Below are 14,396 nucleotides of genomic sequence, written 5' to 3' on the forward strand. Positions count from 1 at the left end.
GACGCCTCCGGGGAGAGGCGTGGGCCGGGCCGGCGCGGCCGCGCTGTGTCAATCCTTCCCACTCTCCCACTGGAATACCGCTTCGAGCGGCTTGTCAAAGACGCGGGCGATGCGGAATGCGACCTCCAGCGATGGCGAATATTTTCCCTGTTCGATCGCCGCGATCGTCTGGCGCGTGACGCCGACATGATCGCCCAAGTCGCCTTGGGTCATTTCGCCCGCCAGAAACCGCAGCGTCCTAATGTCGTTGGTGAAGGGGAGCCGGGTCATCGCTCAATACCCGCGACGATAGAAATAGAGCTGCGATCCGACGCGAACGAGTTCGGCGACCACAACCGTTGCGATCAGCAGATTGAGATGCACCGCCGCGCTCAACTGATAGAAGATCGCGAACAGATTGGCCCAAACCCCGAGGACCAAAGGGTAATAGGCGAGGTGCGTCCCCCGCATATGGATCGTGCGTTCGCGTTCATCGTCTTTCAGATGGGCTTCTTTGGGCGCGCGAATCGCAAAGAAAGCGGCGGTCAGCGACATCGCGCCGATGATGATGATGGTGACCGGCAACAGCATATCCGCCGCCGCAGCCACCCCGGCACGGCTGCCAACGATTTGCCAGGGGTAGGAAAGGAAATACCAGCCAAAGGCGCTGACAATGGCCACGAACGCAGCCCAGTGGATTTTCTCGTTGAACGACATCTGCAATCTCCGGTGTTAATCGTTATGCACTCAATGTCGAATATTTCTAACATAGTGTCAAATGAATTTTGCATCGAGCTGCTTGGCGCTTTTGCCGACGCGGTTTAGCCGCTAAGCCCGCGCCCCATGTCCACCCTGCCCAAAACGCTCACCTTCGACACCTCGACCAGCCGCGCGAACCCGACGCCGCAGCCGATGAAGCGCCTGACGGTGCCGCGCATCCGCCAGCGCAAGGGCGGCGAACCGATCGTCATGCTGACCGCCTACACCGTCCGCATGGCGCAGCTGCTCGACCCGCATTGCGACATGCTGCTGGTCGGCGATTCGTTGGGGCAGGTGATTTACGGCCTACCGCACACGGTCGGGGTGACGATGGAAATGATGGCGCTGCACGGCGCCGCGGTGGTGCGCGGCAGTTATCATGCCGCGGTCATCGTCGATATGCCGTTCGGCAGCTATGAAGCGAGCCCCGAGCAGGCGTTCACCAACGCCGCCCGGCTGCTCAAGGAAACCGGCGCCGCGGCGGTGAAGCTGGAGGGCGGCCGTGCGCTGGCCCCGACGATCGAGTTCCTGACCCAGCGGGGCATCCCGGTGATGGGGCATGTCGGGCTGACGCCGCAGGCGGTGAATATTCTGGGCGGCTATGGGGTGCGCGGCAAAAGCGACGAGGAAGCGCGGTCGATCGTCGAAGATTCGGTGGCGGTGTCGCAGGCCGGGGCGTTTTCGCTGGTCATCGAAGGCGTGCTCGAATCGATCGCGATCGAGGTGACGAACAAGGTTGCCTGTCCGACCATCGGCATCGGCGCATCGGCGCAGTGCGACGGCCAGGTGCTGGTGACCGAAGATATGCTGGGCATGTTCGAACGTGTCCCCAAATTCGTGAAACGCTATCAGGATATGGCTGGCGTCGTCGACGGCGCGGTGCGGGAATATGCCGATCAGGTCAGGTCCCGTTCATTCCCGACCGAGGATCAGATCTACGCGGGCTGAGACGGCGTGCGGCACGGACCCTAGTGCAAGTGAATCGCTTGGCCTTTTTCCGCACCGTCGCTAAGGAAGCCGCGGCCCCCGAGCCATGAATGACAAATGGAGGTTTGATTGGCCCTGAGCCCGACCAACGATGCCGCGCTGTTGCAAGAGGTTGACGAAGCCGTTCGCAAGGACCGGCTCGACACGATCATGCAACGCTATGGCCGCTGGATCATCGGCGGGGTGCTCGCCGCTTTGCTGGCGTTCGGCGGCTATCTGTACTGGAACCACCGCCAGGATGTCGCGCGCGGGCAGCAGGCCGAGGAACTGATCGCGGCGTTCGAAAAATTGGGCGCCAACCAGCCCCGCGCCGCCGCCACCGAACTCGAAAAGCTGGCGGCCGGGGGCGATCCAGCCTATCGCGCCGTCGCCGTGATGCAGCAGGCGAATATCAAGGCGCAGGGCGGCGACCTGAAGGCCGCTGCGGCGCTGATGGCGACGGTTGCTGCTGACACCAAACTGGACCAGGCGCTGCGCGATCTTGCGCTGATCCGCCAGACCGCGTTTGAATATGACAGCCTGAAACCCGCAACGGTGATCGCGCGGATGAAGCCGCTGGTTGATGCCAAGGATCCGGCGTCGAGCTGGTTCGCCAGCGCCGCCGAACTGTCGGCGACCGCCCATTATCAACAGGGTCAATATGACCAGGCCGGGGCGCTCTACGGCCGTATCGCCAAGCTGCCCGGCGTGACCAAATCGCTGCAATCCCGGTCGGTCCAGATGGCCGGTATGCTGGGCGTCGATGCGGTTGCCGATCGCGCCGCCGACAGCGCCGCAAAAGACCAGAATGGCAATGCCGCGCCTCAGGCAGCGGCAGCCGCCCCAGTTGAGGAAGCGAAATAATATGCGCAAAACGCATTTCGGAATTTTTGTTGCGCTGATGGCGCTGCCGCTTGCGGGCTGCGGAGTTTTCAAGGGCGACGGCGGCCCCAAGACGCCGACGATCGGCGACCGAGTATCGATCCTGTCGAACGACAACAGCATCAAGGTCGATCCGGCCACCGCGGCGATCGCGGTCGTCCTGCCCGAGCCCGCGATTAACGCCGCCTGGGCGCAGTCGGGCGGCAATGCATCGAAATCCATGGGTCACCCGGCGCTTGGCGCGACGCGCAGCAAGCTGTGGCAGGCCAATATCGCCGGCAGCACGAACAAGCAGCGGCTCGCCGCGTCGCCGGTGATCGCCGACAACCGCCTGTTCGCCGTCGATACCGAGGCGGTGGTCACGGCGCTCGCCGCCGATACCGGAGCGCCGTTGTGGCGTACCGCGATCGGCAGCACCGGCAAGGATTTCAAGGATTCGCTGTTCGGAGGCGGCGCCGGGGTCGATGGCAATGTCGTCTATGCGACCAGCGGCGCGGGCGATGTCGCGGCGCTGAATGTCGCCGACGGATCGGTGATCTGGAAGGTGAAGCCCGCGGGTCCGCTGCGCGGCGCGCCGACAATCGCCTTTGGCGGCGTCTATGTGATCAGCCAGGACAACCAGATTATCGCACTCAACGCTGCCAATGGCGCGGTGTTGTGGCAGGCGACGGCGTCGCTCGAACCCGGCAGCGTGTTTGGCGCGGCGTCGCCCGCGGCGGGGCAGGGGACGATCGTCGCCGGTTTCTCGTCGGGCGAGGTTCAGGCCTATCGCTATGAAAACGGCCGCGACCTGTGGGAAGATGCGCTGGCGCGCACGTCGATGGCGCTGTCGGTATCCACGCTGACCGACGTCGATGCCGATCCGGTCGTCGACAATGGCCGCGTTTTTGCGCTGGGCCAGGGCGGCCGCATGGCGAGCTACGAACTGCTCACCGGGCAGCGCAGCTGGGAAATCTCGATCGCCGGTATTTCGACCCCCTATGTTGTCGGCGAGTGGGTTTATGCGATGACCGACGACGGCAAATTGCTGTGTGTCGCGCGCACGTCGGGCAAGGTGCGCTGGCTGCAACAGCTCGCGCGTTTCCGGGTCGAAACCGAAAAGAAGAAAAAGGATCCGATCCGCTGGACCGGGCCGATTCTGGCCGGGGGCCGTCTGATCGCGGTCAACAGCGAGGGGGTCATGGCGGAATATTCGCCGGCCGACGGCTCGCTGCTCGGTTCGACCGAATTCAAATCGCCGCTGTCGCAGGCGCCGGTGGTGGCGAACAATATTCTGTATATTTTGGCGGACGACGGGCAGATCACGGCCTGGCGTTAAAATTCCCAGCTTACCCCGTTCGTCCTGAGGAGGGACTGAGCTTGTCGAAGACCCGTCTCGAAGGATCCGTGCCAAGCCTGCAGTCCTTCGAGACACCATTTCGACAAGCGCAATGGCTCCTCAGGACAAACGGATTTGTGTAGGCTTGGCGCGTAGAAAATAAGGAAAAACCAATGTCGCGATTCGCGACGATAGCCATTGTCGGGCGCCCGAATGTGGGCAAATCGACGCTGTTCAACCGGCTGGTCGGCAAGCGGCTGGCGCTGGTCGACGACCAGCCCGGGGTGACGCGCGACCGCCGCGAGGGCGACGCCCATCTGCTCGGGCTGGAGTTTCGCATCGTCGATACCGCGGGTTTCGAGGATCAGGACGCCGCGACGCTGCCCGGTCGGATGCGGGTGCAGACCGAAAAGGCGGTGCGCGAGGCCGATGCCGCGCTGTTCATGATCGACGGCCGTGCCGGGGTCGTGCCGCTCGACGAGGAAATCGCCCGCTGGCTGCGCAGCGAGGACACGCCGATCATCCTGGTGGTGAACAAGGCGGAAGGCAAACAGGGCGAAAACGGCCTGATGGAATCCTATTCGCTCGGCTTTGACAATCCGGTCGCGCTTAGCGCCGAACATGGCGACGGGATGGTCGATCTGTTCGATCTGCTGCGCCCGATCGTCGAGCCGTTTGACGAAATCGAAAAGGAAGTCGCCGCCGCCTCCGATGACGAGGATGCGCCGCTCGGCCCGATGAAGCTGGCGATCGTCGGGCGTCCGAACGCGGGTAAATCGACGCTGATCAACCGGATGATCGGCGAGGATCGCCTGATCACCGGGCCGGAGGCAGGGATCACCCGCGATTCGATCCGCGTCGACTGGCAATGGGAAGACGACGGCGAGGTCCACGAAATTCAACTGTTCGACACCGCCGGAATGCGCAAGCGCGCCAAAGTGGTCGAGAAGCTGGAAAAATTGTCGGTGATGGACGCGCTGCACGCGGTCGATTTCGCCGAGGTCGTCGTGCTGCTGCTCGATGCGACCAAGGGGCTGGAGGCGCAGGATCTGCACATCGCCGACCGGGTGCTGCAAGAGGGGCGTGCGTTGATCGTCGCGCTCAACAAATGGGATGTCGCCGAAGATCCCTCGTCGCTGTTCAACGGTGTCCGCGGCGCGCTCGAGGACGGGCTGAGCCAGGTCAAGGGCGTCCCGGTGCTGACGATTTCGGGCGCGACCGGCAAAGGGATCGACACGCTGGTGCGCGTTGCGTTCGAACAGCGGGCGATCTGGACCAACCGCGTTTCGACCGCCAAGCTCAACCGCTGGTTCGAGAGTGCGGTGGAGAATAATCCGCCGCCCGCGCCGGGCGGCAAACGCATCAAACTGCGCTATATCACCCAGGCGCGCACCCGGCCGCCGACCTTTGTCGTGTTCGGCACCCGCACCGACAGCCTGCCGGGAAGCTACACCCGCTATCTGGTCAACGGGATGCGCAAGGAATTGGGGTTCCAGGGGGTGCCGGTGCGGCTCAATTTCCGCAACTCGCGCAACCCCTATGACGAATGACCCAAGCTGACGGCACGGCGGCGCTGGTCGTCGATGCCCGGGGGATGCGCTGCCCCTGGCCCGCACTGCGGCTGGCGCGCGCGATGCGCGAAGCCGCCGATGTGGTGCTGATCGCTGACGATCCGCAGGCGGGGCGCGAGGTTGCGGCACTGGCCGACGAGCGTGGCTGGCTGGTCGAGGCTGAAGCCGTGGGGCATGACGCGGGGCGCTGGCGGGTGCGTCGCCGCTGACCCAAATTGGGGCGGCTTTTCTTGTCGGCCGATCGCATCGTAACGGCTTTTTTACCGAAGTTGGGCATGTGTCGGGCGGGACCACCGACCGAATTTGCATACCAAGGGACAAAGCATTGGACGAAATCCTGGTCGATTGGGATGAATTCCGCGCCACGCGCACCCAGTTGGGCGCCGCGTTTGTGCGGATTCTGGGCTATTTCCGCGAAGATGGCACCAAGTCCGTCGCCGCGATCGAAGAGGCGATGCGCGCCCGCGACGCGCGCGGTCTCGTCATGCCCGCGCACACGCTGAAAAGCGAAGCGCGCCAGTTTGGCGGCGAAAAGCTCGGCGCGGTTGCCGAAGACATTGAAATGTTCGCGCGCCATTGCGTCGAAAGCCAGACCAGCCCGGAAGAATATCTGCCGCGCGTCGTCGACCTGCGGCGATTGTTCGAAGAAACGCTGAGCGCGCTCGAACGCGAAGCCAATCCGCTCGTCCAGCGCCGCCCGGCCGGATTCGGCCGCGCGGTCGGTTACTGAGCGGTCGGCGGTTTCCGCATCGGTTGAACCGCGCCGCGCGCCAAACTCCGCCACAACCATTCGAGCGGTCCATAGCGAAAGCGGTCGAGCCAGGGCTTTGACCACAGCAGCATCAGCGCCCACATGCCGACGCAGACCAGATACAGCGTCCAGCGGCCGACGTCGCCGAACAGCCCGAATCCATAGCCGTAAAAGACCGTCGTCATCACGATGCTGGTCCCCAGATAGTTGGAAAAGGCCGCGCGCCCCGTCGCCGCGACGCGTGCGATCAGCGCGCTGCCTGTGGCGGCGCGGATCACCAGCACGAGCAGCGCGGCATAGGCGATCGTCATCATTAACCGCCCCGGCGCCGCCCAAGCGATAAAGGCGTTGACCGCGACGATATAGTCGAAATCGGCTCGCCATTGCAGCCAGCCGACCACCATGGTCAACGCCAGCCCCGGCGGCAGCCAGCGCAGCGCGGTCCGCCGATAATCATCGGTGCTCCATGTCCCGGTCAGGAAGCCATTGCGGAACAGCGCCATGCCGAGCAGCATCAGCGGCAGCGTTTCGAGGAACGACATCAGCACCATGATCAGCGGGTTGGCGGCGTTGTCCAGCCGTTCGCCCAGGATCGGCAGATAAGGCCCGCGGAACAGCGTCAGTTCGGCGGTGACCTCACCGTCGATCTTGGCATATTCGTCGCGCACGCCTTGACCGGCCTCGGCCATCGGCGATGCGGGATCATCGGCGGCGCTGGCGACTGCCAGCTGGGCGCCAAAGAACAGCGATGTCAGGACGACGCCGAGCGTGAACAGGCCGAGCGCCCATTTGATCAGCCGCCGCGCCTCCCATGTGCGGAAACGAAAGGCGACGCAGCCAACCGCCGCATAGAGGAACAGGATGTCGCCCCACCAGATGAAGAAATAATGGCAGAGCCCAAACACCGCGAGCCACGCCATGCGGCGATAATGGACCGATCGCGGATTTTGTCCGGTCGCCTCGGCGCGGTCGGTGATCAAGACCATGCTTGCCCCGAACAGGATCGAGAACAGGCCGCGCATCTTGCCGTCGAACAGCAGAAAGCCAAGCCCCCAGGCAGCAAGGTCGGACGCGGTTTCGCCGCCATAGGCGCGCGGCGACACATAGGCCATTTCGGGCATGGCAAAGGCGACGATGTTCATCGCCAATATGCCCATCACGGCAAAGCCGCGCATCGCATCAAGGGTGATGAGCCGTTCGGTGCGGTCGCCGCTGTCGTTGTTCATACGCCCTCCACTGTATTATAATGCTATAACAGTCGAGCAGGACATCGGTCCAGCGATTAACTTACTATTGACATCTATGTCAGTAGTGCTATCTGATCGTTATCAGCAGATTCGCACGAGACCAGCCATGACCCCGACCATCTTTTCCCACCCCGACCGCAAGCTGCCGACGTTTCGCCCGTTCAAGGCGTTCGCGCATTTCCGCAAGCTGATCAAGGACAAGGAAGACACCGAACAGGTGTTCCACATCTTTGAAAGCCTGCCGCGCAAGGGATTCATGGACGATGCGCGCGCTTTCGTCGAAAGCGACAAGGGTCGCCAACTGATGGCGAGCGAACCCTATCTGCCCGACCTGCTCGACGATCACGCCTGGATCGACGCGCTGCCCGAGGGGAGTGTCGGCCATGCCTATGTCACCTTCATGCGCCGCGAGGGGCTTTCGGCCGCGGGCCTTGTTGCCGAAGCCGACAAGATGGGCCGCCCGAAGTTCGACGATCAGGTGCAATGGTACGCCAACCGCCTGCGCGACACGCACGACCTGTTCCACATCCTGACCGGCTATGGCCGCGACGCGTTGGGCGAACAATGCGTCCTTGGCTTCACCTATGGCCAGACCGGTAATTACGGCAATTTTTTCATCGCCTATGCGGGCGGCTATGAAGTGAAGCGCGGCGTCAAAGCCGACGCCCCGGTGTTCGGCGCGATCCGCCAAGGTCAGCGCCACGGCAAAGCGGCGAAGGCGATCATCGAACAGGACATCCGCGCGCTGCTCGCCGAACCGCTCGACGCGGCGCGCGCGCGGCTGGGGATTGGCGAGCCGACGCTGTATCAGGAAGCGCACCGTGCATACCGCAGCCGCGGGATCGATCCGTATAACTTCCTGGCGTCGCAGCAGGCGATGGCGGCCTGAGCTAAACCGTCACCCCGGCGAAGGCCGGGGTCTCGCCGTTACATTGCCGAGCACCGTTGAGATCCCGGCCTTCGCCGGGACGACGACTTGGGCTAGCTCAGCTTGGCGATCAGGGCCTGCGCCGCTGCCGGGTTGCGCACCTTGGCGCCGGCGATGAAGAACAGATAGACGTCGCGGTCGCCTTGCGCCCAATCGTGGGCTTGCGCCGCCCACCGGTCGAGCGCCTTGTCGTCATAGCCGGTTTCAACCTCTTCGACCGAACGCTGCAACCGAGCATAGGTGAAGTCGGCGGTCTGCTCGTCGATACACGGGAAATCATCGCTGTCGGCGTAAACCACCGCCATGTTCCGCGCGCGCAGCATGTCGATGAACGCCTGATCGCAGAAACTTTCGTGGCGCACCTCGATCGCATGGCGCAGCGGCAAGCCGTCCTGCGTATCTGGCAACAAATCGAGGAAGCCCGCGAAATCGTCGCGGTCGAATTTCTTGGTCGCCATGAATTGCCAGTGGATCGGGCCGAGCCGGTCGCCGAGGCGGGTGAGGCCTTGCGTCAGGAATTTCTCGATCGACGCAGCGCCCTCTTTCAATACCTTGCGATTGGTGGTGAAGCGTGACGCCTTGACGCTGAATTGGAAGCCATCGGGGACCGTGGCCGCCCAACCCGCGAACGTCTCGGGCTTCTGGCTGCCGTAATAGGTGCTGTTGATCTCGATCCCGGTCAGATGCTGCCCGGCATATTCAAGCTCGCGTTTCTGCGCGAGGCCAGCGGGATAGAAGGGGCCGCGCCACGGTTCGAAGGTCCAGCCGCCGATGCCGATGTGGATGGTCACGGACCTTTCACCTCCGTCCCAAATAACAGCTCGTCATTGCGAGCGTAGCGAAGCAACCCAAGGCGTGACAAGCCGCTCTGGATTGCTTCGCTACGCTCGCAATGACGGATGAGGCAAGCGCCGCGCGGCTTAGGCCAAAGCCGCGTCGGCCCCCATCAACGCCGGGAAAAACCCCTCATGCGCCTCGCGCAGCTCGGCCAGCGTCACCTCATGGTCGCTATCCGGCAGCTCGAACACGATACGGTCCTTGATCGTCCGCCCCACCGGATCGACCGGCACGTCGGCCCGGCCCGCGGCGTCGAGGAAGTCGGCTAGGCAGGTGTCGCAGACCGTGACCAGATACAACCCCTGATCCTCACCAAAGAAACTCTCGGCAATACCGAACGGCTGTTCTTCGCTGACCAGCACGCCGATGTCGGACTTCAGCGCCATTTCGGCCAGCGTCACCGCGATGCCGCCGTCGGACACGTCATGGCACGCGGTGATCCAGCCCGCGTTGATCGCCTTGCGGATAAAATCGCCGGTGCGCTTTTCGCAGCGCAAGTTGACCGGCGGCGGCGGGCCTTCTTCGCGCCCATGGATTTCGCGCAGCCACACCGATTGGCCAAGGTGCCCGGCGCGTTCGCCGACCGCGAGCACGATGTCGCCGGTCCGCTTGAAGCCGATGCCGACCGCCTTGTTTAGGTCCTCGATCACCCCGACGCCGCCGATCGCGGGGGTCGGCAGGATCGCGCTGCCGCCGCCGGTCGCCTTGCTCTCGTTATAAAGGCTGACGTTGCCCGATACGATCGGATAGTCGAGCGCGATGCACGCCTGCGCCATTCCGTCGAGGCAGCCGACGATCTGGCCCATGATTTCGGGGCGCTGCGGGTTGGCGAAGTTGAGGCAGTTGGTAATCGCGAGCGGCGTCGCACCGACCGCGCTGATGTTCCGCCAGGTTTCGGCGACCGCCTGCTTGCCGCCTTCGACCGGGTCGGCGTAGCAATAGCGCGGGGTGCAGTCGGTCGACATCGCGAGCGCGCGGTTGGTGCCGTGGATGCGGACGAGCGCGGCGTCGCCGCCGGTCTGCACCGTGTCGGCGCCGACCTGGCTGTCATATTGCTCCCATATCCAGCGGCGGCTGGCGATGTCGGGGGTGCCCATCAGCGTCTTGAGGTCGGCGGCGACGTCCTGCGTTTCGGGGACGTTGGTGAGCTCGGCCTGTTTCGGCGTTGCGACGTGCGGGCGGTCATAGAGCGGCGCATCGTCGGCGAGCGGCGCGAGCGGGATATCGCAGACGATCTCGCCATGATGTTCCAGCACCATGCGCCCCGTGTCGGTGACGGTGCCGATGACCGCGAAGTCGAGTTCCCATTTGTGGAAGATCGCGGCGGCGAAATCCTCGCGGCCGGGCTTCAGCACCATCAACATGCGTTCCTGCGATTCGGACAGCATCATCTCATAGGTGGTCATGCCGGTTTCGCGCTGCGGCACATCGTCCATCTTGAGGTGGAGGCCGACGCCGCCCTTCGACGCCATCTCGACCGATGAGGAGGTGAGCCCCGCGGCGCCCATGTCCTGGATCGCGACGATCGCGTCCGACGCCATCAGTTCGAGGCATGCCTCGATCAGCAGTTTCTCGGTGAAGGGGTCGCCGACCTGCACCGTCGGGCGCTTTTCCTCGGCATCCTCGCCGAAGTCGGCCGAGGCCATCGTCGCACCGTGGATGCCATCGCGGCCGGTCTTCGATCCGACATAGACGATCGGATTGCCGACGCCGCTGGCGGCCGAATAGAAGATCTTGTCCTGCTCGGCGATGCCGACTGTCATCGCGTTGACGAGGATATTGCCGTCATAGGCCTTGTGGAAATTGACCTCGCCGCCGACCGTCGGGACGCCGACGCAATTGCCATAGCCGCCGATGCCGTGGACGACGCCCGAGATGAGGTGTTTCATCTTCGGATGGTCGGGGCGGCCGAAGCGCAGCGCGTTGAGGTTCGCGACCGGGCGCGCGCCCATGGTGAACACGTCGCGCAGGATGCCGCCGACCCCGGTCGCCGCGCCCTGATAGGGTTCGATATACGACGGGTGGTTGTGGCTCTCCATCTTGAAGATCGCGGCGAGCTTTTTGCCATCTGCGCCTTCGCCGATGTCGATGACGCCGGCGTTCTCGCCGGGGCCGCAGATCACCCACGGGGCTTCGGTCGGCAATTTCTTGAGGTGGAGGCGCGAGCTTTTATAGCTGCAATGCTCGGACCACATGACCGAGAAGATGCCGAGTTCGACCAGGTTCGGCTCGCGCCCGATCGCGTGCAGGACGCGCTCATATTCCTCGGGCGACAGGCCATGGTCGGCAACGACCTGAGGGGTGATGACGGAGGCGGGCGCGGTTGCGGTCTGAGTCATGGCGCGCCTTTAGCCGCGCGTGGGGAAAACGAACAGACCCCATGATGCGAAAAGCACCACGGGGTCTGCGATCGGACACGGTCAGCGCGAGGCGAGGGTGGTCGCGGGCTTGGCCAGCGGTTTGACGTCGCGCAGCGGGAAGCTGACCTGCTGCGATCCGACGGTGCCGCGGACGCGGTGGGGGCCGACGCGCAGCGTGAAGGGTTTGCCGGTGCGTTCCTCGACGCCGCTGATGACGCGAACATCGCCGACCTGGGTGACGGTATAGCTGTAGCTGCTGCCCTTATGCTCGAACCGCTGCGGTGCGGCCTCTTCGGCATGGGCGATAGCGGGAACCGCGGCGAACAGGCCGAGGATGGGGAGAATGATCTTTTTCATGATGCAAGTCCTTGTTTATCAGAACAAAACTTGCCTTTATGCCCCTCTCTCTTGTGCAATGCAGCATGATTGGCCGCGCGCCGCGCGGCAATTGCAAAAAGCGGAATCGGGATTGCCGGAAGTGAACAGCGTCACGCGCCGCGCGGCAGCAACGTCAGCACCAGCCATGCCGCGGCGCCCGCTGCAAATCCCGTCGCCAGCGTCCCCCACGCGATGTCGAGCAGCGTCACCTTGGTCGACCAGATCTTCATCGTCGCATGGTTGGTGAGGTCATAGGTCATGTAACAGAAGAAGCCGAACATCGCCCCCCACTGCGCCGCAACCTGCCATTTGCCCGCTGCCAGCGCGGGCGCGACGGCGAAAATCTGGATGCCCAGCATATAGAGCGCGTAGAAAATCAGCGCCGGAGCGGGGCGCCAGCCGTCCATCAGCAGCGCGCCGATTTCGGGGCGATAGACTTTGGTGACCATCATCCGCAGCCACAGCGCGTCGAGGACGCCAAAGATGACGGCGGTGGCGAAATAGGCAGCGATGGCTTGCGCGGTCATGGCAGGGTTTCCTTGGCAAGCGGCGGGCGATTGCGAGCGCCGATCAGGAGGAGCCAGCGTAAGCGCGCCTGGTGCGCCGTCAAGCCTGACCGCACTTGACCATTGGGGGGCGAACGGGCCAAAGCAGGGGCATGACGGAGACCCCCGAAGCCGCTGCCGCGCCCACCCCGGACCCTGCCATCGCCACGCTCTCGTTCGAAGCCGCGATGGGCGAGCTCGAAACGATCGTGCGGCGGCTGGAAAGCGGCGATGTCAGCCTGGAGGAATCGGTGGCGCTCTATGAACGCGGCCATGCGCTGCGCGGGCATTGCGAGGCGCGGCTCGCCGCGGCGCAGGCGCGGATCGAACAGGTTAGCCTGGGCGCCGACGGACGGCCGACCGGCACCACCGCCTTCGGCGAAGGCTGAGCGGATGGCGTCGACTAGCGACGAGCTTTCGCGCGCAACGCAGCTGTTGCTGAGCACCCAAGCCGAGGTGATGGCGGCGATCGACCGGCTGTTTGACCAGCTGCTGCCGGTGCCCAGCGATCCGCGCGCGCCGCTTTATGAAGCGATGCGTCATGCCGCGATCGCAGGGGGGAAGCGGCTGCGCCCGCTGCTCGTTCGCGCCGCGGGCGATCTGTTCCATGTCGATCGCGGGCTCAGCCTGCGCGTCGGCGCGGCGGTCGAGGCGATGCATGTCTATTCGCTGATCCACGACGATCTGCCGTGCATGGACGATGACGATCTGCGCCGCGGCAAGCCGACCGTGCACAAGGCATTCGACGAGGCGACCGCGGTGCTCGCGGGCGATTCGCTCCACGCGCTGGCGTTCGAATGGCTGTGCGATCCGGCGACGAGCAGCGATCCGTTCGTGCGCGGCGAACTATGCTGTGAGCTTTCGCGGGCGGCGGGTCCGGCGGGGATGGCGGGCGGCCAGATGATGGACCTTGCCGCCGAAACCGCGAATTTCGACCTGCCGACGGTGACGCGATTGCAGCAGCTCAAGACCGGCGCGCTGATTGCCTTTTCGGTCGAGGCCGGGGCGATCCTGGCGCGTATTCCGCCCGAGGGGCGCACCGCGCTCCGCGCCTATGCCCGCGACATCGGGCTGGCGTTCCAGATCGCCGACGACATCATGGATGTCGAGGGCGACGAGGCGCTGGCGGGCAAGGCGTTGCACAAGGACGAAGCGGCGGGCAAGGGCACCTTTGTCACCCTGATGGGACTGGAGCGCGCCCGCGAGCAGGCGACGGCGCTGGTCGATCAAGCGATCGGGCATCTGGCGAGCTTTGGCGATGAGGCGACGCTGCTGCGCGCCATTGCCCGCTATGTGGTGGAAAGGGACCGCTGATGCGTATTGGGGTTTATCCCGGAACCTTTGACCCGATCACGTTGGGCCACATGGACATCATCCGCCGCGGCGCCAAGCTGGTCGATCGGCTGGTCATCGGCGTCACCACCAACATTACCAAATCGCCGCTGTTCGACGACGACGAACGGATCGAGATGGTCCGCAGCGAAGTGGCGGGGCTGGGCGGCGATATTCGCGTCGTCGGTTTCAACTCGTTGCTGATGGATTTCGCCGAGCGCGAGGGCGCCGGGATGATCGTGCGCGGGCTGCGCGCGGTCGCTGATTTCGAATATGAATATCAGATGGCGGGAATGAACCAGCAGCTCAACGACCGGATCGAAACGGTCTTTCTGATGGCCGACGTCGGGCTGCAACCAATCGCATCGCGGCTGGTCAAGGAAATCGCGATCTTTGGCGGCGACATCCATAAATTTGTGACCCCGTCGGTGCGCACCGCGGTGGTTGCGCGCATCGCCGAGCGTGGGCTGTTGCAAGGCGATCACTGATACCGATCATTGAGCGTTCAGCTTTTTCACGCTAGGGCGCGCCAGTCGGGGCGCA

The 14,396-nt window shown here is 64.2% G+C and carries 17 protein-coding genes; 10 read left to right on the top strand and 7 right to left on the bottom strand.

Translation table 11 applies throughout. The annotated features are described in order from the left end of the window. Window positions 1-48 precede the first annotated feature (48 nt). Entirely contained in the window at window positions 49-270 is a 222-nt protein-coding gene (locus tag J2X44_RS05975; RefSeq protein ID WP_310088614.1) for a helix-turn-helix transcriptional regulator, read from the bottom strand. Window positions 271-273: 3 nt separating this feature from the next. Continuing rightward, the gene (locus tag J2X44_RS05980) at window positions 274-696 is read right to left on the bottom strand and encodes a hypothetical protein (RefSeq protein ID WP_310088615.1); all 423 of its coding nucleotides are present in this window, start codon (window positions 694-696) and stop codon (window positions 274-276) included. Between the two features lie 126 nt (window positions 697-822). Between J2X44_RS05980 and panB the strand changes: the two genes are divergently transcribed. The 6 genes from panB (at window position 823) to J2X44_RS06010 (ending at window position 6,205) form a co-directional block, all read left to right on the top strand. Then, window positions 823-1,686, top strand: a complete 864-nt coding sequence (gene panB, locus J2X44_RS05985) for a 3-methyl-2-oxobutanoate hydroxymethyltransferase (RefSeq protein ID WP_310088616.1) — start codon at window positions 823-825, stop codon at window positions 1,684-1,686. A 108-nt stretch (window positions 1,687-1,794) separates the two neighbouring features. After that, window positions 1,795-2,568 (top strand): tetratricopeptide repeat protein, encoded by a 774-nt coding sequence (locus tag J2X44_RS05990; RefSeq protein ID WP_310088617.1) that lies wholly within the window; start codon window positions 1,795-1,797, stop codon window positions 2,566-2,568. 1 nt (window position 2,569) lies between these two features. Beyond that, on the top strand, window positions 2,570-3,904 hold the full coding sequence (locus J2X44_RS05995) for a PQQ-binding-like beta-propeller repeat protein (protein WP_310088618.1): 1,335 nt from the start codon (window positions 2,570-2,572) through the stop codon (window positions 3,902-3,904). Between the two features lie 173 nt (window positions 3,905-4,077). Then, the gene (der, locus tag J2X44_RS06000; protein ID WP_310088619.1) at window positions 4,078-5,454 is read left to right on the top strand and encodes a ribosome biogenesis GTPase Der; all 1,377 of its coding nucleotides are present in this window, start codon (window positions 4,078-4,080) and stop codon (window positions 5,452-5,454) included. Next, on the top strand, window positions 5,451-5,684 hold the full coding sequence (locus tag J2X44_RS06005; RefSeq protein ID WP_310088620.1) for a sulfurtransferase TusA family protein: 234 nt from the start codon (window positions 5,451-5,453) through the stop codon (window positions 5,682-5,684). Before der ends, J2X44_RS06005 begins: the two co-directional genes overlap by 4 nt. Window positions 5,685-5,800: 116 nt before the next feature. Next, on the top strand, window positions 5,801-6,205 hold the full coding sequence (locus J2X44_RS06010; protein WP_310088621.1) for an Hpt domain-containing protein: 405 nt from the start codon (window positions 5,801-5,803) through the stop codon (window positions 6,203-6,205). Here the strand turns inward: J2X44_RS06010 and J2X44_RS06015 are convergent. Continuing rightward, entirely contained in the window at window positions 6,199-7,452 is a 1,254-nt protein-coding gene (locus J2X44_RS06015) for a DUF418 domain-containing protein (RefSeq protein ID WP_310088622.1), read from the bottom strand. The two genes, J2X44_RS06010 and J2X44_RS06015, sit on opposite strands and share 7 nt — an antisense overlap. Before the next feature lie 127 nt (window positions 7,453-7,579). On the opposite strand from J2X44_RS06015, the gene J2X44_RS06020 reads away from it, so the two are divergent. After that, a complete protein-coding gene (locus tag J2X44_RS06020; protein WP_310088623.1) occupies window positions 7,580-8,362 on the top strand; it encodes a Coq4 family protein in 783 nt (260 codons plus the stop codon). Between the two features lie 92 nt (window positions 8,363-8,454). On the opposite strand, the gene J2X44_RS06025 is transcribed toward J2X44_RS06020, so the two are convergent. The 4 genes from J2X44_RS06025 to J2X44_RS06040 form a co-directional block, all read right to left on the bottom strand. After that, entirely contained in the window at window positions 8,455-9,192 is a 738-nt protein-coding gene (locus tag J2X44_RS06025) for a DUF72 domain-containing protein (protein ID WP_310088624.1), read from the bottom strand. Window positions 9,193-9,321: 129 nt separating this feature from the next. After that, window positions 9,322-11,577 (bottom strand): phosphoribosylformylglycinamidine synthase subunit PurL, encoded by a 2,256-nt coding sequence (purL, locus tag J2X44_RS06030; RefSeq protein ID WP_310088625.1) that lies wholly within the window; start codon window positions 11,575-11,577, stop codon window positions 9,322-9,324. 81 nt (window positions 11,578-11,658) lie between these two features. Further along, on the bottom strand, window positions 11,659-11,955 hold the full coding sequence (locus tag J2X44_RS06035; protein WP_310088626.1) for a hypothetical protein: 297 nt from the start codon (window positions 11,953-11,955) through the stop codon (window positions 11,659-11,661). 131 nt (window positions 11,956-12,086) lie between these two features. Then, entirely contained in the window at window positions 12,087-12,503 is a 417-nt protein-coding gene (locus J2X44_RS06040) for a DUF2177 family protein (RefSeq protein ID WP_310088627.1), read from the bottom strand. A 131-nt stretch (window positions 12,504-12,634) separates the two neighbouring features. Between J2X44_RS06040 and J2X44_RS06045 the strand changes: the two genes are divergently transcribed. The 3 genes from J2X44_RS06045 to coaD all read left to right on the top strand — a co-directional run bounded on the left by J2X44_RS06045 (window position 12,635) and on the right by coaD (window position 14,341). Beyond that, window positions 12,635-12,910 carry an exodeoxyribonuclease VII small subunit gene (locus J2X44_RS06045; RefSeq protein ID WP_310088628.1) on the top strand — a complete coding sequence of 92 codons (276 nt, stop codon included), beginning with the start codon at window positions 12,635-12,637 and terminating at the stop codon, window positions 12,908-12,910. Window positions 12,911-12,980: 70 nt separating this feature from the next. Beyond that, on the top strand, window positions 12,981-13,835 hold the full coding sequence (locus tag J2X44_RS06050) for a polyprenyl synthetase family protein (protein ID WP_405053392.1): 855 nt from the start codon (window positions 12,981-12,983) through the stop codon (window positions 13,833-13,835). Continuing rightward, window positions 13,835-14,341: a pantetheine-phosphate adenylyltransferase gene (coaD, locus tag J2X44_RS06055; RefSeq protein ID WP_310088630.1), complete on the top strand. Its 507-nt coding sequence runs from the start codon at window positions 13,835-13,837 to the stop codon at window positions 14,339-14,341. Before J2X44_RS06050 ends, coaD begins: the two co-directional genes overlap by 1 nt. Window positions 14,342-14,396 lie beyond the last annotated feature (55 nt).

It is taken from the genome of Sphingopyxis sp. BE259 (assembly GCF_031457495.1).
Lineage (GTDB): Bacteria > Pseudomonadota > Alphaproteobacteria > Sphingomonadales > Sphingomonadaceae > Sphingopyxis.

Coding starts and splice junctions, on each gene's coding strand:
- coaD (WP_310088630.1), top strand. CDS start 13,835: ATGCGTATTGGGGTTTATCCCGGAACCTTTGACCCGATCACGTTGGGC.
- J2X44_RS05980 (WP_310088615.1), bottom strand. CDS start 696: ATGTCGTTCAACGAGAAAATCCACTGGGCTGCGTTCGTGGCCATTGTC.
- J2X44_RS06045 (WP_310088628.1), top strand. CDS start 12,635: ATGACGGAGACCCCCGAAGCCGCTGCCGCGCCCACCCCGGACCCTGCC.
- der (WP_310088619.1), top strand. CDS start 4,078: ATGTCGCGATTCGCGACGATAGCCATTGTCGGGCGCCCGAATGTGGGC.
- J2X44_RS06005 (WP_310088620.1), top strand. CDS start 5,451: ATGACCCAAGCTGACGGCACGGCGGCGCTGGTCGTCGATGCCCGGGGG.
- J2X44_RS06050 (WP_405053392.1), top strand. CDS start 12,981: ATGGCGGCGATCGACCGGCTGTTTGACCAGCTGCTGCCGGTGCCCAGC.
- J2X44_RS06020 (WP_310088623.1), top strand. CDS start 7,580: ATGACCCCGACCATCTTTTCCCACCCCGACCGCAAGCTGCCGACGTTT.
- J2X44_RS06035 (WP_310088626.1), bottom strand. CDS start 11,955: ATGAAAAAGATCATTCTCCCCATCCTCGGCCTGTTCGCCGCGGTTCCC.
- panB (WP_310088616.1), top strand. CDS start 823: ATGTCCACCCTGCCCAAAACGCTCACCTTCGACACCTCGACCAGCCGC.
- purL (WP_310088625.1), bottom strand. CDS start 11,577: ATGACTCAGACCGCAACCGCGCCCGCCTCCGTCATCACCCCTCAGGTC.
- J2X44_RS05975 (WP_310088614.1), bottom strand. CDS start 270: ATGACCCGGCTCCCCTTCACCAACGACATTAGGACGCTGCGGTTTCTG.
- J2X44_RS05995 (WP_310088618.1), top strand. CDS start 2,570: ATGCGCAAAACGCATTTCGGAATTTTTGTTGCGCTGATGGCGCTGCCG.
- J2X44_RS06040 (WP_310088627.1), bottom strand. CDS start 12,503: ATGACCGCGCAAGCCATCGCTGCCTATTTCGCCACCGCCGTCATCTTT.
- J2X44_RS06015 (WP_310088622.1), bottom strand. CDS start 7,452: ATGAACAACGACAGCGGCGACCGCACCGAACGGCTCATCACCCTTGAT.